The sequence below is a fragment of the Enterobacter cloacae complex sp. ECC445 genome (assembly GCF_021892025.1).
Lineage (GTDB): Bacteria > Pseudomonadota > Gammaproteobacteria > Enterobacterales > Enterobacteriaceae > Enterobacter > Enterobacter chengduensis.
In genome coordinates this window covers 151414-171689 of the sequence record NZ_JAKLRZ010000002.1, presented here as the reverse complement: position 1 = coordinate 171689, position 20276 = coordinate 151414, and the positions used below count along the sequence as shown (strand labels likewise).

The window sequence follows — 20276 nt, the reverse complement described above, 5'->3', positions numbered from 1 at the left end:
CGCCTCCTTAATCGCCCAGGCCCGCCGGGTTCACCTCTGACTGAGGAATACGCTCCACCCCTTCCCCCCAGCGGTTCAGCACTTTGTCGTAATCACCGTTTTTGATGACGCCGTTCAGCGCGGTTTGCACCGGCTCAACCAGGCCGCTGCCTTTTTTCAGCGTCACCGCGATGTGCGCCGCCTTCGGCCAGCCGCCGTCGACGCTGCCCACCAGCCTGGTTTTCCCGTTCAGCGCCGCTTTCCAGGCGCCAATCACGTTCGGGCCAAAGTAGGCATCCGCGCGCCCGGACTGTAGCGCCAGCGTTTGGGCCGCATCGTCTTTGGTGTAGATCGGGGTAAAGGGCTTCAGCCCCTTCTTCAGGTTCTCGGCGTTCCAGGCCAGCAGGATGGCCTCCTGGTTAGTACCGGAGCCGACGATAATCCGCAGCCCGGCGATGTCCTCCGCCTTCTCAAGCGACTTGATCGGGCTGCTTGATTTCACGTAGAACCCGAGGGAATCTTTACGGTAAGTGGCAAAGTCAAACTTCTCTTTACGCTCTTTGGTGACGGTGATGTTGCTGATGGCGGCATCATATTTCCCGGACGCCACGCCCAGCGGCCAGTCTTCCCAGGAGGTCGGCACCACGTTCAGCTCCAGCCCGAGGCTGTCCGCCACCAGGCGGGCGACGTCGACCTCGCTTCCCAGCAGCGTTTTGTTGTCGTCGGAGAAGACCGTCAGCGGCGGCTGATTGAGTCCCGCCACCGCAACGGTAAATTTCCCCGGCACGGCAAAGCGATAGTCTTTCGGCAGCTGCGCCACCGCCTCTCCATTTTTGACGGTATTAACCGGCGTTTTATTGGCCTCGATGCTCACGCCGGTGCCGTTAATATTCACATTCTCTGCCCAGACGGCAGGGGTAAAGGCCAGCGCGAGCGCCAGAACAAGCGATGATTTTTGCATAGCGGTGTTCTCTTTTATTGTTGTGTGTACTGGTTTTTCGGTTGGTCTAAGCCCAGACTTTCGCGCAGCGTGGTGCCCGGATAGTCGGTACGGAACAGGCCGCGCGCCTGTAAAACGGGCACCACCTGGTCAATAAAGCGCGGGAAGGTGTCCGGCGTGCCGCCCTGAATGATGAAGCCGTCTGCGGCATAGCCCTCAAACCACGCCTGCAGGCCGTCCGCAACCTCTTCCGGCGTGCCGGAAAAGCGCGGGCGCGGGGAAGCGGCCTCAAGCGCCACCTGGCGCAGGGTTAAGCCGCGCTCGCGGGCGTTACGCTTGATTTCATCGGTGGTGCTGCGGAAGCTGTTTTTGCCTAAGTCGCCGATATCCGGGAACGGCTCGTCGAGCGGATACTGGCTGAAGTCGTGATGTTCGAAATAACGCCCGAGGTAGTTGAGAGCATCGTTAATCGACACCAGCGCCGCCGTGGTTTGATACTGGTTTTCCACGTCGTCGGCGTCTTTCCCCACAATCACGCTGACGCCCTGGAAAATATGGAGATCCGACGCGCGGCGGCCGTTTGTTTCCAGCTGCTGTTTTACGTCGCGGTAAAAGGCTTTTGCCTCGTCGAGCGTTTCGTGATGGGTGAAAATGGCGTCGGCATGTTTCGCCGCCAGCTTTTTCCCGTCGTCCGACGCCCCGGCCTGAAAGACAATCGGACGGCCCTGGGGCGTGCGGCCAATATTCAGCGGCCCGGCGACCTGGAAGAAGTCACCGTGGTGATCGAGCGCATGCAGTTTGGCCGGGTCAAAAAACTGGCCGCTCTCCTTGTTGCGGATAAACGCGTCGCCTTCCCAGGAATCCCACAGCCCTTTCACCACGTCGAGATACTCATCCGCAATGCGGTAGCGCAGCGCATGCTCGGGGTGTTTTTCGCGAGAGAAGTTCTTTGCCGACCCTTCCAGCGGCGAGGTCACCACGTTCCAGCCCGCGCGTCCGTTGGTCAGGTGGTCCAGGCTGGCGAACTGGCGCGCCGTGGTAAAGGGCTCGCTGTAGGAGGTGGATAAGGTTCCCACCAGCCCCAGACGCGAGGTGATGGTGGCCAGCGCGGAGAGCACCGTTAGCGGTTCAAAGCGATTTAAAAAATGCGGGATCGATTTCTCGTTAATATAAAGACCGTCGGCCACAAACAGGAAATCGAGTTTGCCCTCTTCCGCCTTTAGCGCCGTCGCCTTGACGAAATCAAAATTGATGCTGGCGTCGGCGACGGCCTCAGGGTGACGCCAGGCGGACATATTCCCGGATGCACCCTGCAAAATGGTCCCCAGCCGCAGTTGACGATGTGCAGACATATTCACCTCTCCTGAATTAAACGTGTTGCAGGGCTTTTTCCGCCAGCTGTGCAAAATAGCGGGCAGCGGGCTCAATTAAGGCTTCATCCGGATTGAAGGCCGGATGATGTAAACCATACGGGCTGTTGCTGCCGATGCTGACAAACGCCCCCGGGATCTGCTGCAGGTAGACCGCGAAATCTTCCCCGCCCATGTGCAGCTCGGCGTGACGGGTTTCATACCCGGCTTCCCGGGCGACCGAGGTCGCGAAGTCGGCCCAGCGCTCGTCGTTCACCAGCGCGGTAGGCCCGGCATACCAGGTAATGTCAATCTGCGCGCTAAAGGCGCTGGCAAACCCCGCCGCGATTTCGCCCACGCGGGCCTTCACGTTCTGCTGCACCTCCGTGCGGTGGGTGCGCAGCGTGCCTTCCAGCTCGACGCTTTCAGGCAGCACGTTCCAGGTGTTACCGCCCGCAATGCGCGTCACGCTCAGCACCACCGAATCCAGCGTGTTGACGTTGCGGCTGGCGACGCTTTGCAGCGCCGTCACCAGCTGGCTCGTCAGCACGATGGCGTCGTTGCCTTCATGCGGACGTGCGGCGTGCGCCCCCTTGCCGGTAATGCGGATCACAAAGCGGTCGACGTTGGCATAAAACGGCCCGCCGCGGGTGGCGAACTCACCGACCGGCAGGCCGGGCTCGTTGTGCATGCCGAAAATCGCGCTGACGTCACGCAGGGCGCCGGCCCGCACCATGCTCTTCGCACCGCCAAAGTTCTCTTCGGCAGGCTGAAACAGGATCCGCACCCGACCCTTAAGCGAGGCCTCCCGCTCTTTCAGCTTTAGCGCGGCGCCGAGGATCACGCTGGTGTGGATATCGTGCCCGCAGGCATGCATTACGCCTGCACGCTGTGAGCTAAACGGCACGCCGCTGCGCTCCTCTATCGGCAGGGCATCAATATCTGCCCGCAGCGCAATCAGTTTGCTGCCCGAGCCGATTTCCGCCACCAGTCCGGTAGACAGATCGTAAGGCTGCGGGGTAATCCCGGCATTGGTCAGCCACTGGCGCAGGCGTGTGGTGGTCTCCACTTCCTGACCGGACAGCTCCGGGTTCTGGTGCAGCTCCCGGCGCCAGGCAATCAGCTGTTCGCCAAAACGCATACCGTAACCTCCCTGTTAAGACGCGCCTCGGCAAGCAGACGCAGCGACGCGACGCGCGTTGCCCCCTCCGCGACCGGCGTGTCGATAATAAATTCGTCAATGCCCCACTGCCGGTGCAGCGCGTTGAGCTGCCCCAGGACCGACTCGGCCGTGCCCGCCAGCAGCGACTGGGCGCGGCGCGCAATGCGCACCGGCTCGCTCCCCGCCTGACGCGCAAACGCGTAGGCCTGCTCTTCGCTGGCGACGGTCACGCGCTGGCCGTTTGCCAGCTCAACGCCCCACGCTTCGACCTTCTGCGCCAGGGCTTCCGCTTCGGCCTTCGTCGGCGCAACAATCGCCTGCACCGCCACAATCGCGTCCCGCGCGCTGTTCTTACGCCAGGTTGAAATCACCTCGCGCAGCAGGTCCGGATCGCCGTTCAGGTGCGCGGCAAACACAAAGTCCCAGCCGAGCCTGGCGGCCAGCAGCGCGCTATCGGTACTCGCGCCCAGCAGAAAGCGTTCTGCTGGCGACGGCGGCAGCGGCGTGGCGCGGACGGCATCCTCGGTTGACGGATGTTCAGGACGGATCCAGCGATCGAGCTGGGCCAGCTGTTCGGCGAAGCTGCCCTTTTCCTCTTGATTCAGCCCCTGCTGCAGCGCGCGGGTTGAGAGCGGCAGGCCGCCGGGGGCTTTCCCGACGCCGAGATCGACGCGACCGGGCGCCAGCGCGGCCAGTACGTTGAAGTTCTCGGCGACTTTATAGGGGCTGTAGTGCTGAAGCATGACGCCGCCGGACCCAACGCGGATGCGCGTGGTTTGCCCAAGGATCCAGGCAATCAGCAGCTCTGGTGAAGGGCTGGCAAGGTGTGGGGTGTTGTGGTGCTCGGCAATCCAGAAGCGGTGATAGCCCAGATTTTCTGCCTGCTGCGCCAGCGCAAGGGTACGCGCCAGTGCATCGGCAGCCGTTTCGTTTTCAGCGATGGGGCTTTTATCCAGAATGCTGATTCGCCATGACATGTTGCGTTCTCGTTTGACTTAACATGTCGACATTATTAAAGGCGCATTTCACCACTGAGAAACAATTAATTTACATTTGGTTTGCCGGAAATCAGATATATAAAACCATGCTAAGAATAAGACTTTAAGGAGGCAATCAGCGTTTGTGCCTGCTCCCGGCGGGTGATGCGCGCAAAGCGAATATGGCCATATTGCGGGTTTTGCAGATCGGCTGTGTAACGCGAGCGGTTGTTTCGCCAGGTCTTAATCGTCCAGATGATAATGGATTCTCTGCTAAAGAACGCGCGACGGAAACTCTCTCTGTTCCCCGTTCCCGGCCAAAGCTCGTGCTTATGCCAGGCCCGCTTCATTGCCCGCGTGACGGCCTGCCAGAGGGTGCGGGTAAATCCGTAATCCACCCACACCACCACATCTACATCGCGCCATTTGACAGGCCGCGTGCGGTTGTAGTTACCGTCCAGCACCCAGTCTGGCGACGCCTGTAGCGCCTGCGCCAGCTTTGCCTGAAACTCGTCGTCCGGCGTCCCCTGCCAGTCAGGTTGCCAGTAGAGTCTGTCCATCTCGATATAGGGAATGGCCAGTTCGGCTGCAATCTGCTTTGCCAGCGTGCTTTTTCCGCTCCCGCTGGTTCCGATGACGTTAATTTTCACCCTATCCCCACTGTGTTAACGAAACTGACCAAATCATAGCGTTTTCATCCTGTTAACGAAACGCTATTTCGGCTCGGCAATTTTTATCGGGAGACGATCTCCCCCTTTCAATTTGGCTTATGTCATTTATTTGCAGCGCCGTTCATAAACGGCCATGCAAATATTTTCATTTTTATTACATCCCATAACCCTCATGTATTAAAAATAATTAACGCCGGGTATTTCAGGCAATCATCATTTCAGGGAGAATAAGAAACGGACAGTTATAAAAATAATCACATTAATCTTACCGGAGCATTTTCCGGAGTTTATTTTATTTTTGCACATCATCATGGAGTTACTCATGAGGCGTAACACACCCGTTACACAAAACGAATATTTGCTTAACGATAGTTCGACGTTAATGTCGACCACCGATACAAAAAGCCATATTACCTATGCTAATTCCGCTTTTATTGAAGCCAGCGGATATAAGGAAGAACATCTTCTTGGCGTGCCGCATAACCTCATTCGCCATCCCGATATGCCTGCCGCCGCGTTTGCCGACATGTGGTATACCCTTCAGCAGGGCGAGACCTGGACCGGGCTGGTGAAAAACCGTCGTCATAATGGCGATCACTACTGGGTGCGGGCTAACGTGACGCCGGTCTGGCAGGGTGGATCCCTGACGGGGTATATTTCCGTGCGAAATATACCCGCCCGGGACGAGATCGCGGCCAGTGAAAAACTGTATGAAAAGGCGCGTAATAACCAGTTAAAACATTACCGCTTTTATAAAGGATTACTGGTGCGGCGCGGACTATTTTCGTTTTTGTCGCTCTTTAAATGTCTCAGCACCGCTAAACGAATCCATCTTGGTATTGCTGCGACGGCGCTACTCTCCTGCCTGACGGTGTATTTATTCCCGGATAAACCTGTTCTGACGGGTACTCTCGCGCTGCTGTTTATTGCCCTGGCCTTTTATCTTCATGCGCAGATCGCCCGGCCGGTAAAATCGATTGTGCAACAGATGCAGCGCGTGGTTTCAGGGCGTAAAACGGCCTATTACCATTTTGACAGGATCGACGATATTGGGCTGATGATGCGCCTGGTGAATCAGTCTGGCTTAAACCTGAATTCGCTGGTCGACGATGTCGGGGCGCAAATCAGCGGTATTGGCGCCATCAGCCAGCAGGTCGCGAAAGAAGGTGCGGCGCTGCAAACGCGCTCTGAAGAGACCGCAGATTTTCTGCAGCAAACCGCGTCGGCGGTGGGAGAGATCGCCAGCGCGGTGAAGCAGACGGCAGAAACCGCGAACGAGGCGATCCAGATGGCGGACCGCACCCGCGACAGCGCCCATCGCGGTGAAGCGATGATGAATGAGACCATCGGTATGATGCAGTCCGTGTCGCAGGATAACGGCCAGATCGTCGATATTATCAGCGTTATCGATCGTATTGCCTTCCAGACCAATATCCTGGCGCTGAATGCGGCCGTGGAAGCGGCGCGCGCGGGTGAAGCCGGGCGCGGGTTCGCCGTGGTGGCGGCTGAGGTACGCAACCTGGCGCAGCACTCCGCGACGGCGGCGAAAGAGATCAAAGCGCTGATTGAGAAAAACGTCGCCAGCGTCAACGCTGGCGTGGAGAAAGTAGAGCAGACCGAAACGCAGCTGGCGGTCATGATCGCCAATGTGCTGCAGGTCTCCTCCCTGATTAAGGAGATCGGCCACGCTACGCAGGAGCAAACCCAGGCGCTGACGCTCATCAACGCATCCCTCTCCCGAATTGGTGCAATGACCCACAACAATACGGGGATGGTGGATAACGTCACTCACGCCGCCAATCACCTGACGCAGCGCACGACGCGACTGCAGCAGGCGATTGCCGTTTTTGGCGGTTAACCGTTCGGGTACTGCTCGTCGGTGACCTTTTCCAGCCATGTTACCGGGCTGCCGTTAACGGATTCGGCGATGGCAATATGCGTCATCGCCGTTTGCGCACAGGCGCCGTGCCAGTGTTTTACGCCGGGTGGGATCCAGGCGATATCGCCCTGATTCAATATTTCCGCCGCCTTGCCCCACTCCTGTAACCAGCCGCGACCCTGCGTCACAATCAGCGTTTGTCCCAGGGGATGCGTATGCCACGCCGTGCGCGCGCCGGGCTCGAAGGTGACGGTGGCGCCGCCGACGCTGGCAGGTTCACTCGCCTGGAATGGCGCATCTATACGGACGGTGCCGGTGAACCAGGCTTCCGGCCCCTTTGCTGAAGGTAATGAACCGCTGCGGATAATTTTCATCGTATGCTCCTCTTTTGCTGTTGCGTAAACAGTAGCGCAAAGCACTCCGGAGCATTAGAGTGCATAATCAGATTGAACCCATGACTGAAATTCATTAATAGAATCGCGATGCTTAAAGATAGCGTCAACGACCTGCTCTCATTATCCGAGCCGTCGCCAACACACTACCGCCTTCAGGTTACTGTTAGATGCACTTCAGCATTCCACATCTATACCACCTGGTAATTATTAAGCGAATCTGATGATTAAATCATCAACCGGCCGACCGTTTTGTCTAAAAACTCACCACGATTCAGCGTGTTGTGATCCCCGTCTGCTCTGACCACACGATTTCCTTCGACGTGCATCACTTTCGGCACGGTTATATTTTGCGTCGCTTATGAATTGCAGGTAGGATGCCTCGCCATGTTTCGCCTTATCCATACGCAGAATGACTGGGAAGGCGACATGTGTTTGCGCAGAAGCAATCGTTTGTATTGCGCTCTGCCAGGCAGGACTATCACGATAATGGTTCAGACAGGCAAACAGGTAACTCAATGAAAACAAGCAATAAAAGCGCAGCCGATCATCATGCTGCTAAACGTCGCTGGTTGAACTCCCACGAAGAGGGCTACCACAAGGCGATGGGCAACCGTCAGGTTCAAATGATCGCCATCGGCGGCGCTATCGGAACGGGTCTGTTTTTAGGCGCGGGTGCACGCCTGCAGATGGCGGGCCCGGCTCTCGCCCTGGTCTATCTGGTGTGCGGGATCTTCTCTTTCTTCATTCTTCGTGCGCTGGGCGAACTGGTACTGCATCGCCCTTCCAGCGGCAGCTTCGTCTCTTACGCCCGTGAATTCCTCGGTGAAAAGGCCGCTTACGTGGCGGGCTGGATGTACTTCGTTAACTGGGCGATGACCGGTATCGTCGATATCACCGCCGTGGCGCTGTACATGCACTACTGGGGCGCGTTCGGTGACGTGCCGCAGTGGGTCTTTGCGCTTGGCGCGCTGGCGATTGTCGGCACCATGAACATGATCGGCGTGAAGTGGTTCGCGGAGATGGAGTTCTGGTTTGCGCTGGTAAAAGTGCTGGCCATCGTGATCTTCCTGGTCGTGGGTACCGTCTTCCTCGGCAGCGGCAAGCCGCTGGACGGCAACGCCACCGGCTTCCATCTGATAACCGATAACGGCGGATTCTTCCCGCACGGCCTGCTGCCTGCGCTGGTGCTGGTTCAGGGCGTGGTGTTCGCCTTCGCCTCTATCGAGCTGGTGGGTACCGCCGCGGGTGAATGTAAAGATCCGCAGACCATGGTGCCAAAAGCCATCAACAGCGTGATCTGGCGTATCGGTCTGTTCTACGTCGGTTCCGTGGTGCTGCTGGTACTGCTGCTGCCGTGGAACGCCTATCAGGCGGGCCAGAGCCCGTTTGTAACCTTCTTCTCTAAGCTGGGCGTGCCTTACGTGGGCAGCATCATGAACATCGTGGTGCTGACGGCGGCGCTTTCCAGCCTCAACTCCGGCCTTTACTCTACCGGTCGTATCCTGCGCTCCATGTCGATGGGCGGCTCTGCGCCGAAGTTCATGTCGAAGATGAGCAAGCAGCACGTACCGTATGCGGGTATTCTGGCGACCCTGGTGGTGTACGTCTTCGGCGTATTCCTGAACTACCTGGTGCCGTCTCAGGTGTTCGAGATCGTACTGAACGTGGCTGCACTCGGGATTATCGCCTCCTGGGGCTTTATCGTGGTCTGCCAGATGCGTCTGCGCAAGGCGATTAAGGAAGGCAAAGCCGCTGACGTCAGCTTCAAGCTGCCCGGCGCGCCGGTAACCTCCTGGCTCACCCTGCTCTTCCTGTTCAGCGTGCTGGTGCTGATGGCGTTCGACTACCCGAACGGCACCTACACCATCGCGACCATTCCGCTGCTGGCCGTGCTGCTGATTGCGGGCTGGTTTGGCGTGCGTAAGCGCGTTCACGAAATTCACAGCACCGCGCCGGTTCATCCTGATGATGAAAAACACGACGCCCCGCTGGTAGAAGAGACCTCGCGTTAATCAAAAAGCCGGGCGGCGGCTTCGCCTTGCCCGGCCTACGTTTCAGGTTTTGTAGGCCCGGTAAGCGCAGCGCCACCGGGCAATCCCTTACTAGAGCGCGATACGAATCACGTCGTCAGGCTGGGTGGCTTCCTGCTGGCGGGTAGATTTCTGTTTCACCGTCACGTACAGCGTTTTGCCATCGGCAGACAGCGCCAGGCTGTTCGGGTGGACCGGCGTATCGAACGTTTTGGTCACTTTGTATGTTTTTCCGTCAATCACGCTCACCTTACCGGCTTCACGGTGCGTCACGTACGCTTCATTGCGGGCCGGGTTAAACAGGACGGCCAGTGACTCCGGCGCGGCGATTTTCTCGATCACGCTGCCGTCCTTCAGGCTCACTACCAGCACTTCCGGCTGCTTTGAATCGGTCAGGAACGCGCGCTGGCCGGCGGCGTCGAGGCTCAGGTTCAGGTAGAAGTGCTCTTTCCCGTCGTCCTGCACTTTTTTACGGCTCAGGATCTTGTTGGTGGCCGTATCAATCGTTATCAGCTCGCCGTCCGCATTCGTGGTGTATAGACGTTTCGCCTGCGCATCCAGCGCCAGGCCGGTGCTGTAGGTACCGGTATTGGCAATGGTCTCTTTCAGCTTCAGCGTGGCGCCATCGACCACCCAAATCACGCTCTCTTTGCCGACGCCGGTAATGTAAATCGTGTTGCTTGCGTCATCCGCCACCAGCTGGCGCGGCTGCAGCGGTTTGACGGTTTCGCTGCGCTGACGGCCGTCCAGCACCAAGCGCCCTTTCACGTCGCCCGTTTTTGCATCAATAGCCGTTACCGCGCCGCTGATCGTATTGCCGAACCACAGCGTTTGGGTCGCGTTGTCAACGGTGGCACCAAAGGGTTTGAGATCGCTATGGATTGCCTGCGTCACGTCCAGCGTGACCGGATCAAGACGGTAGACAACCCCGCCCTTGTCGGTTTTACGACTTTGTGACGTCGCCACCCACAGCGCATTTTCCTGCTGGCTGACCGCCATTTCATACGCCCCTTTGCCCACCGCTTTGCGCAGCACCTCTTCGGCGGCATGCGCCTGGAACGTCCCGGCAAGCAGTAAGGTGGCAGACAGCAGCGACAGGCTCAGACGCGGCGAGCGCAGATGACGTAAAGACATAACAATTCCTTTTCTGAAAAGTGGGGTTTGGGCTGACATCACTTCCGGCAGACAACGTCATGGCATTGCCTTTTGATAATGAGAATAGTAATCATTAATCAGTTGAATGTGGAGTTTTTCTTTACCCTCTCGCCTTTCATTAACGCAATGTGCGGTTATAGTTTTCAAAACATTTACAAAACCTTTAACATGTATGGACATGTTCCATTTGGTTCGTTTACACCACAATCGGTTTTATTCATGAAAATCATTTCTGCCCGTAAGGCTTCTCTCCCGCTGCTGCTGGTTCCCGTTGTTTTCGCGCCGCTGACCGCAATGAGCGCGGAGGAACAGACCATGATCGTCAGCGCCACGCCGCAAACCGTATCGGAACTGGATACCCCTGCCGCCGTCAGCGTCGTGAATGGCGATGATATGCGCCAGGCCGCGCCCCGCATCAACCTGTCAGAATCGCTTGGCAGCGTACCCGGGCTGCAAATTCAGAACCGTCAGAACTATGCCCAGGATCTCCAGCTTTCGATGCGTGGATTTGGTGCCCGCTCAACCTTTGGCGTGCGCGGGATCCGTATGTACGTCGACGGGATCCCTGCCACCATGCCGGACGGACAGGGCCAGACCTCCAATATCGATCTCTCCAGCGTGGAGAGCGTTGAAGTGCTGCGCGGCCCCTTCTCCGCCCTGTACGGCAACGCCTCCGGCGGCGTGATTAACATCAATACCCAGACCGGACAGCAGCCGCCGACCATTGAAGCCAGCAGCTATTACGGCAGCTACGGGACCTGGCGCTACGGCATGAAGGCCACCGGCGCGATGGGAGATGGCACCCACGCGGGAGACGTGGATTACACCGTTTCCACTACCCGCTTCACCACCACGGGATACCGCGACCACAGCGGCGCGCGGAAGAATCTGGCCAATGCAAAACTTGGCGTGCGTATTGATGACGTCAGCAAGCTGACGCTGATTTTCAACAGCGTGGACATGAAGGCCAACGATCCGGGCGGCCTGAGCTATCAGGAATGGCAGAATAACCCGCGCCAGTCTCCGCGCGGCGATCAGTACAACACCCGTAAAACCATCAAGCAGACCCAGGCCGGTCTGCGCTACGATCGCCAGCTCAGCACCCGGGACGACCTCAGCGTAATGATGTACGCCGGCGAGCGTGAAATGACGCAGTACCAGTCGATTCCGTATCAGCCTCAGCTGAAAGCCTCCCACTCCGGAGGGGTGATTGATATGCAGCGTCATTACCAGGGTATTGATACCCGCTGGACGCACCGTGGCGAACTGCTGGTGCCGGTGACCTTTACCACCGGTCTGAACTACGAAAACCTGAGCGAGGATCGCCGCGGCTACGAAAACTTCGTGATGACCAACGGCGTGCCGGACTACGGCGTGAAGGGTGATAAGCGCCGGGATGAACGTAATCTGATGTGGAACGTCGATCCTTACCTGCAAACGAGCTGGCAGCTGACGCAGAAACTCTCTGTTGATGCCGGTGTTCGCTACAGCTCGGTCTGGTTTGATTCCAACGACCACTATGTTACGCCGGGCAACGGTGATGACAGCGGTGACGCCAGCTACCACAAATGGCTCCCGGCGGGCTCCGTGAAGTATGCGGTCACGGACGCATGGAACCTTTATGCGGCCGCAGGACGTGGATTCGAAACGCCGACCATCAACGAACTTTCTTATCGCGCCGATAATCAGGGCGGCCTGAACATCGGCCTGAAGCCGTCCACGAACAACACGTACGAAGTGGGCAGCAAAACCCGCATCGGCAATGGCCTGCTGACGGCAGCGCTGTTCCGCACCGATACGGATGATGAGATCGTGGTGGATGCCAGCGCGGGCGGACGTACCAGCTATAAAAACGCCGGTAAAACCCGCCGTCAGGGGGCAGAGCTCTCCCTCGACCAGCAGTTTGCCGAGAACTGGAAGCTGAAGCTGGCCTGGACATACCTGGACGCTACCTACCGCACCAACGTCTGCGGCGACGCAGACTGCAACGGTAACCGTATGCCGGGTATCGCCCGCAACATGGGCTACGCCTCGTTTGGCTGGCAGCCGGAGGAAGGCTGGTACGCGGGTTCTGACGTACGCTACATGAGCGATATCATGGCCGACGACGAGAACACGGCCAAAGCGCCGTCGTATACGGTGGTCGGACTGAACACCGGGTATAAATTCGACTATGGCAACTGGGGCATGGACGTGTTTGGCCGCGTCGATAACCTGTTTGACAAAGAATATGTTGGCTCGGTTATTGTCAATGAGTCCAACGGGCGTTATTACGAGCCTGCGCCAGGCCGTAACTACGGGGTCGGGCTGTCGGTCTCTTATCGCTTCGAGTAAGCAAAGAGAAACGTTTATTATATTTATGAAATAACCCTCCCGAGGGCTTATTGCCCTCGGGAGGTATTCACCAGATAAATAATTAGCTGCGGTATATAGTCGCTCTGTTAAATAATCGCTCAGTTAAAATATTGTCGCTGTAAAAGCACATTCGCTTCATCAATCACATTATCAATCGCCTTCTGACAGGCTATAACATCGCGTCGTTCAAGGGCGGAAAGGAGCTCGTCATAGTGATATGTCGACGCTTTGATGTCGTTAAGCTCCTGATGCAGATAGTTCATACAGGGTCCGATGCGCACCCAGAGCTGCTCAATGAGTGCATTGAGCGTCGGCATTTCCGCATACTGATAAAGCGTAAAGCGGAAGACGCGATTCGCATGAAGCGCCTGCTGAACGTTGCCGTTGCGCATGGCCTCATGGAATGCCTCTGACATGTTGCGCAATATCTCCAGCTTGCCTTCCGACATGTTCTGACAGGCGGCGGCGACCGCCATCGGCTCAAGCTGTTTTCTAATCGCGTTAATCTCGTTATAACGCTCCAGCGTCACCTCCGGAACCAGAAAGGCCTGCGCGGGCGTGGCGTGTAACGCCCCCGATGACACCAGGCGCAAAAGCGCCTCCCGAACCGGGGTAATACTGGTTCCTAATTTATCGGCGATCTCTTTGGTAATCAGTCGCGCCCCAGGTTTGAGCGAGCCTGTAATTAACGCGCCTTTCAAACTGAGTTCAACTTGCATGGTAAGGCTAACCCTTTGGGCTTTTTCTAAGTGATCCAAATCAAGCATGTTCAATTCCTGTAGCTAAAACTTAATGCTATTTTAAGCGTCAGTTAAATAAGTGACGCTGTTCCGATATATCCTGTATCGTCATGCCTGGTGGTGGGAAGTACGTAAAAAACAGCAAAAAAAGCAAATTTTGTTTTTTTTGGTTTCGGCCCATTCGGTATGCAGGCGCGAAAAACCATGTTCGTTAATTAAAGACAATATATCGTATCTTCACAAATAAATATGGCGGGAAATCCCGCCATAGTGCTTTTTATTTATTGTCAGCCGCGACGCGAATCACGACTTTGCCGAAGTTACGCCCTTCAAGCAGGCCAATCAGCGCCTCGGGGGCGTTCTCCAGCCCGTCCGTCACCTGTTCACGATAGTGAATTTTGCCCTCCAGCACCCAGCGCCCCATCTCTTCCTGGAACTCCTTAATGCGGTGCCCGTAGTCCTGGCCGATGATAAAGCCCTGCATACGAATGCGCTTTTTCAGGATGGTCGCCATCAGGAGCGGCAGGCGGTCCGGCCCCTCGGGCAAACCCGTTGCATTGTAGCCGCTGACCAGGCCACACACGGGCACCCGCGCGGAGGTATTCAGCAAGGGCAGCACGGCGTCAAACACCTTCCCGCCGACGTTTTCATAGTAGACATCAATGCCTTTCGGACAGGCATGCTTTAGCTGCTCGGCAAAATCGGCCGCGTGGTGATCCAGACACTGGTCAAACCCGAGAACCTCAACGGCATGGCGGCATTTTTCAGCGCCACCGGCCACGCCGACCACCCGGCAACCTTTGATTTTGCCGATCTGCCCGACGGTTGCGCCCACCGGGCCGGTCGCCGCGGCCACCACCAGCGTTTCACCCGCTTTGGGTTGCCCGATATCCAGTAATCCCATATAGGCGGTAAAGCCCGGCATGCCCAGAATCCCCAGCGACCAGGAAGGATGCGAGGGATTGTCGCCCAGCTTGACCAGACCGCTGCCGTCGGAAAGTTCATACTCCTGCCAGCCGCTGTAGCCCAGTACCCACTCACCCGGTTTGAAATCGGGATGGTTTGACTGCTCAACGCGGCTAACCGTACCGCCCACCATCACCGCACCAATCTCAACCGGCGGTGAATAGGACGGCGCATCGCTCATGCGCCCGCGCATATAAGGGTCCAGCGACAGCCAGACGGTACGCAGCAAAAGCTGCCCCTCACCCGGTACCGGAACCGACTGCGTTTCCAGACGAAAATTTTCCGCGACCGGCGCACCCTGAGGACGGGAGGCCAGTACCCAGCGGCGGTTTTGCGAAACAGGTTGATTCATCGGGATCTCCTTCTGGTCAAATGTCATTACAGCCTGGCGCACGTTTGACGTTATCGCATTAGCATTACGAGCCGGACTGGTTAAGCCGTACAACCAGGTAGATACAGGTTTCATTCGTTTCGTTGATGAACCGGCAGTCATTTGGCGGCCCCAGCTCAAGACAGTCTCCGGCGCGCATTTCGTGGCGCGTATCGCCCTCCTGAAACACCAGCTCGCCGGACTGGAGCCAGATAAGCTGACGCGCCAGCGCGTAAGAAGAGGCAGGCATAGGCACATCGCTGCCCGCAGGCAGTTCAACCTGAACAAGGTCGATGGGCAGATCGGTTCGGGGAGAAACATGGCGGCGGAGGTAGTGCGTCTGCGGGTCGCGCCAGACGGGCTGGTTGACGAGGCGCAACAGCTTGCCTTCCTGCATTTCGGCCCGGGCAATCAGCGTGGACATGCTGATGCCAAACGCGCCGGAGAGGCGGGCAAGCAAGGTGGCCGTTGGGCTACTGTCTCCGCGCTCTATCTTGTGGATCATGGCGCGGGAGACGCCTGCCCGGTCAGCAAGCTCGCTCAGGGACCATCCGCGAGACTCGCGCTCCAGGCGAATTCTTGCGCTAATCCGTTGATTCATCGTGTCTGTTATGGTGTTCATGACGTCATACTATAGTGTATGAACGGCATTTCAATCGGCTTTTGATAACAAAAAAATATAGTTTATGCCGTAGCGATCGGGCGATACGGTTGTGTAATATCGTAGCAATAACGTAACACTATAGTGAACAACACACAGAGGGTTAAACATGATCGTTCGTCATGCCTGCAAAGAAGACTGCGCTGCGATAGGCGAAATCTACAACCACGCGGTGCTGCATACCGCCGCGATCTGGAACGATACAACCGTCGATACCAATAATCGCATCGCCTGGTTTGAGGCGCGCACGCTTGCGGGCTATCCGGTTCTGGTGAGTGAAGAAGACGGTGCGGTGACCGGTTACGCCTCTTTCGGCGACTGGCGCGCCTTCGACGGTTTTCGTCATACGGTGGAGCATTCGGTCTACGTGCATCCGAATCATCAGGGCAAAGGCATTGGCCGCACGCTGATGGTCGCGCTGATTAACGAGGCCCGCGCCATCGGTAAGCACGTGATGGTGGCCGGCATTGAGGCGCAGAATCATGCCTCTATTCATCTCCACCAAACCCTGGGCTTTGTGACGACCGGGCAAATGCCGCAGGTGGGGACCAAGTTTGGCCGCTGGCTGGACCTAACCTTTATGCAACTGCTGCTGGACGAGCGCAGCGATCCGGACGCTATCCCATGAATCAGTCACTGACGCTGGCGTTTCTGGTGGCGGCGGGGATCGGCCTGGTGGTGCAAAACACCTTAATGGTGCGTATCACCCAGACCTCCTCCACCATTCTTATCGCGATGCTGCTGAACTCTCTGGTCGGCATTGTGCTGTTTGTCAGCATTCTGCTGCTGAAGCAGGGCGTCGCCGGGTTTAGCGAGCTGGCCGCAACGGTGCGCTGGTGGACGCTTATTCCTGGGCTGCTGGGGTCGTTCTTCGTGTTTGCCAGCATTAGCGGGTATCAGAACGTCGGCGCGGCGACGACCATCGCCGTGCTGGTGGCAAGCCAGCTGATTGGCGGGCTGGTGCTGGACGTGCTGAGAAGCCATGGCGTTCCGCTGCGCGCCCTGATTGGCCCGGCGTGCGGCGCGGTGATGCTGGTGGTGGGAGCCTGGCTGGTGGCGAGACGCCAGTTTTGATCGTTACAGTATGGTGCCGCCCTTGGTCAGCTGTTCCTGACGCGCGTCCATCTCCTCTTTATGCTGCTTGCCGTGGTGCGAAATCGCGGTACGCAGGCGCTGCTGCTGGGTATAACGGTCTTCACGGCTAAGCTCTGCATCATCGCTTAATTCAATCAGCAGTTCGTTCATGTGGGCAATGACGCTCTCGTCGATGGCGGCATCGACGCGGGCGGTAACGTCGTTTAAATGTGACATTGTCACTCCTCGTGAATTGCCGGATGGCGGCTACGCCTTACCCGGCCTACAGGGGGAACCGTAAAATGTAGGCCGGGTAAGGCGTAGCCGCCACCCGGCGATAAAATGCTTAATTCAGCTTCGCTTTAGAGAAATCGCTGCCCATCAGGCTCACGCTGTATCCGGTCACGTTGCTGCGGGTCGCGTAGAACGTTTTGCCGTTAGCCAGCGCGATCCACGGTGCCTGCTGGTAGAAAATCTCCTGCGCCTGGCCGTAGAGCTTCGCGCGCTCGGCCGGGCTGCTGGTCAGCTTCGCTTTTTGCACCAGGGCATCATACCCCTTATCGCACCAGCGCGCGGCGTTTGATCCGGTTTTAATGCTGCTGCAGCCGAGCAGCACGTCGGCAAAGTTGTCCGGGTCGCCGTTATCGGACATCCAGCCAAACAGCGCGGCGTCATGTTCGCCTTTACGCATTCCGGAGAGATATTCGCCCCACTCGTAGGAGACAATTTTGGCCTTCACGCCGACTTTCGCCCAGTCGCTCTGAATCATCTCCGCGATACGACGCGAGTTCGGGTTATACGGACGCTGAACCGGCATTGACCACAGCGTAACTTCCGCCCCCTTCTCCAGGCCCGCCTGCTTCAGCAGGGCTTTCGCTTTTTCAGGATCGTAGCCGTAGTCCTTCAGGTCTTTATTAAAGCCCAGCATATTTGGCGGGATCGGCGATTTTGCCACCGTACCCGATCCCATAAAGACCGCATTCACGATAGCCTTCTTGTCCGTCGCGTAGTTCAGCGCCTGACGCACCAGCACGTTATCAAACGGTTTTTTCTCGGTGTTAAACGCCAGATAGCCGACGTTCAGGGCATCGACCGAGTGCAGCGTCAGGTCTTTATTGTTCTTGATGACGTCAAACTGAACCGGAGACGGTGCAGGAATAATCTGGCACTCGTTGGTCTGCAGCTTCGCCAGTCGGGTTTCCACGTTCGGCGTAATCGAGAAGATGAGATGCTTGGTCGGCACGTCGCCTTCCCAGTAGTTCGGGTTCGCAACGTAGCGGATCAGCGAATCCACCTTGTACTGCTGCAGCACGTATGGCCCGGTACCGATCGGCCAGGTGTCGACGTTTTCAGGCGTGCCTTTTTTCAGCATCGCGTCGGCGTATTCGGCGGAAAGAATGGAGGCGAAATCCATCCCCCAGTCGGCCAGAAACGCGGCGTTGGGTTCACTGAGGGTGAACTGCACGTGGTAATCATCAACCTTTTTAACGTCCTGGATCAGCTTGTCGAGCCCCACGTCGTTAAAGTATTCGTAGTTGCCCTGCGACACGTTGTGATACGGGTGCTTAGGGTCTTTCTGACGCATAACCGAGAAAATAACGTCATCGGCGTTAAAGTCGCGCGTCGGTTTGAAGTACTTGTTGCTGTTGAACTTCACCCCTTTGCGCAGGGCAAAGGTATAGGTCTTACCGTCCGGTGAGATCGTCCAGGACTCCGCCAGCGACGGAACCGGGGTGTTTTTCACCGGGTCGAAATTGATCAGGCGGTTGTACAGCACCTGAGAGCTGGCCACAAAAGAGGGGCCAGAGCTGGCGATTTGCGGGTTGAAGGATTCGGGGGACGCTTCTGAACAGTAAATAAGCGTATCGTTGTTTGCCGCCCATGCGGCGCCGGCTGGTAGCAGCGCGCTCAGCGCAAGGGCGAGCAGTGTTTTCCCTGTAGACATGGTTATAACCCTGACAGTTTTATTATATAAGAGAGTAATAACAGCACAGCCGTTATGACCTGGCAAATAACGAAACACTATCAGGTTATTCTAAAGCCGCGTTTTTTGCTGATTTTACAGCCAGCGCCCAACGCGGTGATTTGCCTTAAGGCCCATTATTCGTCAAGCACAACCGTCACTTTCTATGCCGCAAGAAATCGGCCCTTTTAGCGTCTCTTCTGCCGTTTGGTTGCTTCTTCATTTCGTTAAAGTAACGGTGTGAAGAAGTATATGGGATCAAATCGTGGCAAAAACTCTTTTACGCAGCGGTAACCTGGATGACTTTCAGGCCGTTGGCGGCGGCGGACAAGCCGTTTTTGAATCAGCGTTACAAATCCGGGAAGCGCTCCGGTTACGCAAACAGCAGGCCATCGTCGACTGTCTGGCGATCCCTCAGGTCAACGACAGCGGCGACCGCGTGGACTGGTATTCCCCGGTTGAAGGGAGCGTAACCAGCTGGAAAGCGGCCGATGAAGACGATCGTTACCGCGCCCTGCGTTATCTGGAAAACACGCTGGCCAGCGTCGAGTCGCTCAGCAAAAAATGCCTCCAGTCGCCCAAAACCGCCCAGCAGCTTTTTGGCTCCCTGCTGTCGAAGGCGTTTCAATTCCCGGGGGAAAACTTCCTCTTCCTGGTAGACGGAAAGCCGGTCATCTGCTTCTGGGGGTTTGTAAACCTGAACGAGAACGCGCGCGACGATGTTCTCGACTGCCTGCGTGAGTCCCTGATCCCTGAACCTGCCCCCGTTGTGAATGCCGATCCGGAGCCCGAGCCTGAACCCGAACCGATCGTCACCTTTGAACACGCAGACGAGCCGCTGATCGCCCCTTCCACGGTGGTGCGCATTACCCCGGACGAACTGTATGCGCCCGAGCCCGCCCCGGCTGTTGCGCAACCCGCTCAGGAACCGGCCCCGCCGATCGTCGCGAAAAAGCGCCGCGTTCCCCTGTGGACGCTACCGGCTGCCGTCGCGATCGTCGCCGCCATCGCCGCCCCGCTGCTGTGGCCAAAACAGGCCCCTTCCGCTGCGCCCGCACAGGCCGCCGCCCCGGAACCGGTGGAGATTGCGCCGAAGCCGATCAAGGCGGTTGAGCCGCTGGCGATGACGTTACCGCTGCATCAGGCAGAGGTGCTGGCAAGCAAGGAAAAAGAACCTGCTCCTGCGCCGCAGCCCGCTCCGGTAGTGATTGTCGCCATCCCGAAAGACGCCATGGTGATGGAGGCGAATCAGGTAAAAGCGGGATCGACGCGCTTCCTGAACGGCACCTGGCGTGCGGTTCTCGACGTGAAAGATCCGGTCACCGGCAAACCGCCGTCAATGCGCTATCAGATCCAGAACAATAAAGGCTTTGCCCGCGTTGTCCACGGCGACAACGTTGTCTGCCGCGCGGACGTGTTCTCCGGCCTGCACAGCAACGGCGAGCTGATGATTAAAAGTCGCGGCACTGCCCGCTGCACCGACGGTTCCCGCTACCCGATGCCGGAAATTGCCTGTAAAGCAGGCGCCAGCGATATCGCAGAATGTCGCGCCCGTTATGATGCCAACACCGTCGTCCCACTGACGTTCAAGAAAGCAGGTGCCTGATCCT

Annotated in this window: 16 protein-coding genes and 1 pseudogene; 6 read left to right on the top strand and 11 right to left on the bottom strand. The window is 57.4% G+C overall.

Features of this window, described 5'->3' with window-relative positions; translation table 11 throughout:
- Positions 1-7 precede the first annotated feature (7 nt).
- From L6R44_RS02195 to L6R44_RS02180, 4 genes and pseudogenes are all read right to left on the bottom strand, one after another.
- Positions 8-2271, bottom strand: a pseudogene (locus L6R44_RS02195) (NtaA/DmoA family FMN-dependent monooxygenase).
- Between the two features lie 16 nt (positions 2272-2287).
- A complete protein-coding gene (locus tag L6R44_RS02190; RefSeq protein WP_237423083.1) occupies positions 2288-3409 on the bottom strand; it encodes an amidohydrolase in 1122 nt (373 codons plus the stop codon).
- Complete coding sequence (locus L6R44_RS02185; protein WP_237423082.1) at positions 3388-4407, bottom strand: LLM class flavin-dependent oxidoreductase; 1020 nt, start codon at positions 4405-4407, stop codon at positions 3388-3390. The genes L6R44_RS02190 and L6R44_RS02185 overlap by 22 nt, the downstream gene beginning before the upstream one ends.
- A gap of 110 nt (positions 4408-4517) precedes the next feature.
- Positions 4518-5057, bottom strand: coding sequence for an AAA family ATPase (locus L6R44_RS02180; protein WP_237423081.1), 540 nt, complete (start codon positions 5055-5057; stop codon positions 4518-4520).
- Between the two features lie 343 nt (positions 5058-5400).
- Between L6R44_RS02180 and L6R44_RS02175 the strand changes: the two genes are divergently transcribed.
- Positions 5401-6936, top strand: a complete 1536-nt coding sequence (locus tag L6R44_RS02175) for a methyl-accepting chemotaxis protein (protein ID WP_237423080.1) — start codon at positions 5401-5403, stop codon at positions 6934-6936.
- On the opposite strand, the gene L6R44_RS02170 is transcribed toward L6R44_RS02175, so the two are convergent.
- Positions 6933-7331, bottom strand: coding sequence for a (R)-mandelonitrile lyase (locus L6R44_RS02170; protein WP_032640807.1), 399 nt, complete (start codon positions 7329-7331; stop codon positions 6933-6935). The two genes, L6R44_RS02175 and L6R44_RS02170, sit on opposite strands and share 4 nt — an antisense overlap.
- Positions 7332-7867: 536 nt before the next feature.
- Here L6R44_RS02170 and ansP point away from each other — a divergent pair.
- Positions 7868-9364: an L-asparagine permease gene (gene ansP / locus L6R44_RS02165; protein WP_032640809.1), complete on the top strand. Its 1497-nt coding sequence runs from the start codon at positions 7868-7870 to the stop codon at positions 9362-9364.
- A gap of 90 nt (positions 9365-9454) precedes the next feature.
- On the opposite strand, the gene yncE is transcribed toward ansP, so the two are convergent.
- A complete protein-coding gene (gene yncE, locus L6R44_RS02160) occupies positions 9455-10516 on the bottom strand; it encodes a 7-bladed beta-propeller protein YncE (RefSeq protein WP_237423079.1) in 1062 nt (353 codons plus the stop codon).
- Positions 10517-10756: 240 nt separating this feature from the next.
- Here yncE and pqqU point away from each other — a divergent pair, with 240 nt between their 5' ends.
- A complete protein-coding gene (pqqU, locus tag L6R44_RS02155) occupies positions 10757-12871 on the top strand; it encodes a TonB-dependent receptor PqqU (RefSeq protein ID WP_237423078.1) in 2115 nt (704 codons plus the stop codon).
- Positions 12872-12990: 119 nt separating this feature from the next.
- Here pqqU and L6R44_RS02150 read toward each other — a convergent pair whose 3' ends face one another.
- From L6R44_RS02150 to L6R44_RS02140, 3 genes are all read right to left on the bottom strand, one after another.
- A complete protein-coding gene (locus L6R44_RS02150; RefSeq protein WP_237423077.1) occupies positions 12991-13659 on the bottom strand; it encodes a GntR family transcriptional regulator in 669 nt (222 codons plus the stop codon).
- A gap of 250 nt (positions 13660-13909) precedes the next feature.
- Positions 13910-14950 (bottom strand): NADP-dependent oxidoreductase, encoded by a 1041-nt coding sequence (locus L6R44_RS02145; protein ID WP_237423076.1) that lies wholly within the window; start codon positions 14948-14950, stop codon positions 13910-13912.
- 64 nt (positions 14951-15014) lie between these two features.
- The gene (locus tag L6R44_RS02140) at positions 15015-15590 is read right to left on the bottom strand and encodes a helix-turn-helix domain-containing protein (protein ID WP_077064027.1); all 576 of its coding nucleotides are present in this window, start codon (positions 15588-15590) and stop codon (positions 15015-15017) included.
- 148 nt (positions 15591-15738) lie between these two features.
- On the opposite strand from L6R44_RS02140, the gene L6R44_RS02135 reads away from it, so the two are divergent.
- Positions 15739-16257, top strand: coding sequence for a GNAT family N-acetyltransferase (locus L6R44_RS02135; protein ID WP_237423075.1), 519 nt, complete (start codon positions 15739-15741; stop codon positions 16255-16257).
- Positions 16254-16703: a DMT family transporter gene (locus L6R44_RS02130; RefSeq protein ID WP_237423074.1), complete on the top strand. Its 450-nt coding sequence runs from the start codon at positions 16254-16256 to the stop codon at positions 16701-16703. The genes L6R44_RS02135 and L6R44_RS02130 overlap by 4 nt, the downstream gene beginning before the upstream one ends.
- A gap of 3 nt (positions 16704-16706) precedes the next feature.
- Here the strand turns inward: L6R44_RS02130 and L6R44_RS02125 are convergent, their stop codons facing one another.
- Both L6R44_RS02125 and L6R44_RS02120 read right to left on the bottom strand, forming a co-directional pair.
- Positions 16707-16940: a YdcY family protein gene (locus tag L6R44_RS02125; RefSeq protein WP_237423073.1), complete on the bottom strand. Its 234-nt coding sequence runs from the start codon at positions 16938-16940 to the stop codon at positions 16707-16709.
- Positions 16941-17049: 109 nt separating this feature from the next.
- On the bottom strand, positions 17050-18648 hold the full coding sequence (locus L6R44_RS02120; protein WP_237423072.1) for an ABC transporter substrate-binding protein: 1599 nt from the start codon (positions 18646-18648) through the stop codon (positions 17050-17052).
- A 283-nt stretch (positions 18649-18931) separates the two neighbouring features.
- Here L6R44_RS02120 and L6R44_RS02115 point away from each other — a divergent pair, with 283 nt between their 5' ends.
- Positions 18932-20272 carry an SrfA family protein gene (locus tag L6R44_RS02115; RefSeq protein WP_237423071.1) on the top strand — a complete coding sequence of 447 codons (1341 nt, stop codon included), beginning with the start codon at positions 18932-18934 and terminating at the stop codon, positions 20270-20272.
- The last annotated feature ends 4 nt before the right edge of the window (positions 20273-20276 follow it).

What these genes read in the sequence shown, in the direction of transcription:
- L6R44_RS02120 (WP_237423072.1), bottom strand. Translation starts at nt 18,648, where the DNA reads ATGTCTACAGGGAAAACACTGCTCGCCCTTGCGCTGAGCGCGCTGCTA.
- L6R44_RS02140 (WP_077064027.1), bottom strand. Translation starts at nt 15,590, where the DNA reads ATGAACACCATAACAGACACGATGAATCAACGGATTAGCGCAAGAATT.
- L6R44_RS02150 (WP_237423077.1), bottom strand. Translation starts at nt 13,659, where the DNA reads ATGCTTGATTTGGATCACTTAGAAAAAGCCCAAAGGGTTAGCCTTACC.
- L6R44_RS02135 (WP_237423075.1), top strand. Translation starts at nt 15,739, where the DNA reads ATGATCGTTCGTCATGCCTGCAAAGAAGACTGCGCTGCGATAGGCGAA.
- L6R44_RS02125 (WP_237423073.1), bottom strand. Translation starts at nt 16,940, where the DNA reads ATGTCACATTTAAACGACGTTACCGCCCGCGTCGATGCCGCCATCGAC.
- L6R44_RS02130 (WP_237423074.1), top strand. Translation starts at nt 16,254, where the DNA reads ATGAATCAGTCACTGACGCTGGCGTTTCTGGTGGCGGCGGGGATCGGC.
- pqqU (WP_237423078.1), top strand. Translation starts at nt 10,757, where the DNA reads ATGAAAATCATTTCTGCCCGTAAGGCTTCTCTCCCGCTGCTGCTGGTT.
- L6R44_RS02170 (WP_032640807.1), bottom strand. Translation starts at nt 7,331, where the DNA reads ATGAAAATTATCCGCAGCGGTTCATTACCTTCAGCAAAGGGGCCGGAA.
- yncE (WP_237423079.1), bottom strand. Translation starts at nt 10,516, where the DNA reads ATGTCTTTACGTCATCTGCGCTCGCCGCGTCTGAGCCTGTCGCTGCTG.
- L6R44_RS02175 (WP_237423080.1), top strand. Translation starts at nt 5,401, where the DNA reads ATGAGGCGTAACACACCCGTTACACAAAACGAATATTTGCTTAACGAT.
- L6R44_RS02190 (WP_237423083.1), bottom strand. Translation starts at nt 3,409, where the DNA reads ATGCGTTTTGGCGAACAGCTGATTGCCTGGCGCCGGGAGCTGCACCAG.
- L6R44_RS02185 (WP_237423082.1), bottom strand. Translation starts at nt 4,407, where the DNA reads ATGTCATGGCGAATCAGCATTCTGGATAAAAGCCCCATCGCTGAAAAC.
- L6R44_RS02145 (WP_237423076.1), bottom strand. Translation starts at nt 14,950, where the DNA reads ATGAATCAACCTGTTTCGCAAAACCGCCGCTGGGTACTGGCCTCCCGT.
- ansP (WP_032640809.1), top strand. Translation starts at nt 7,868, where the DNA reads ATGAAAACAAGCAATAAAAGCGCAGCCGATCATCATGCTGCTAAACGT.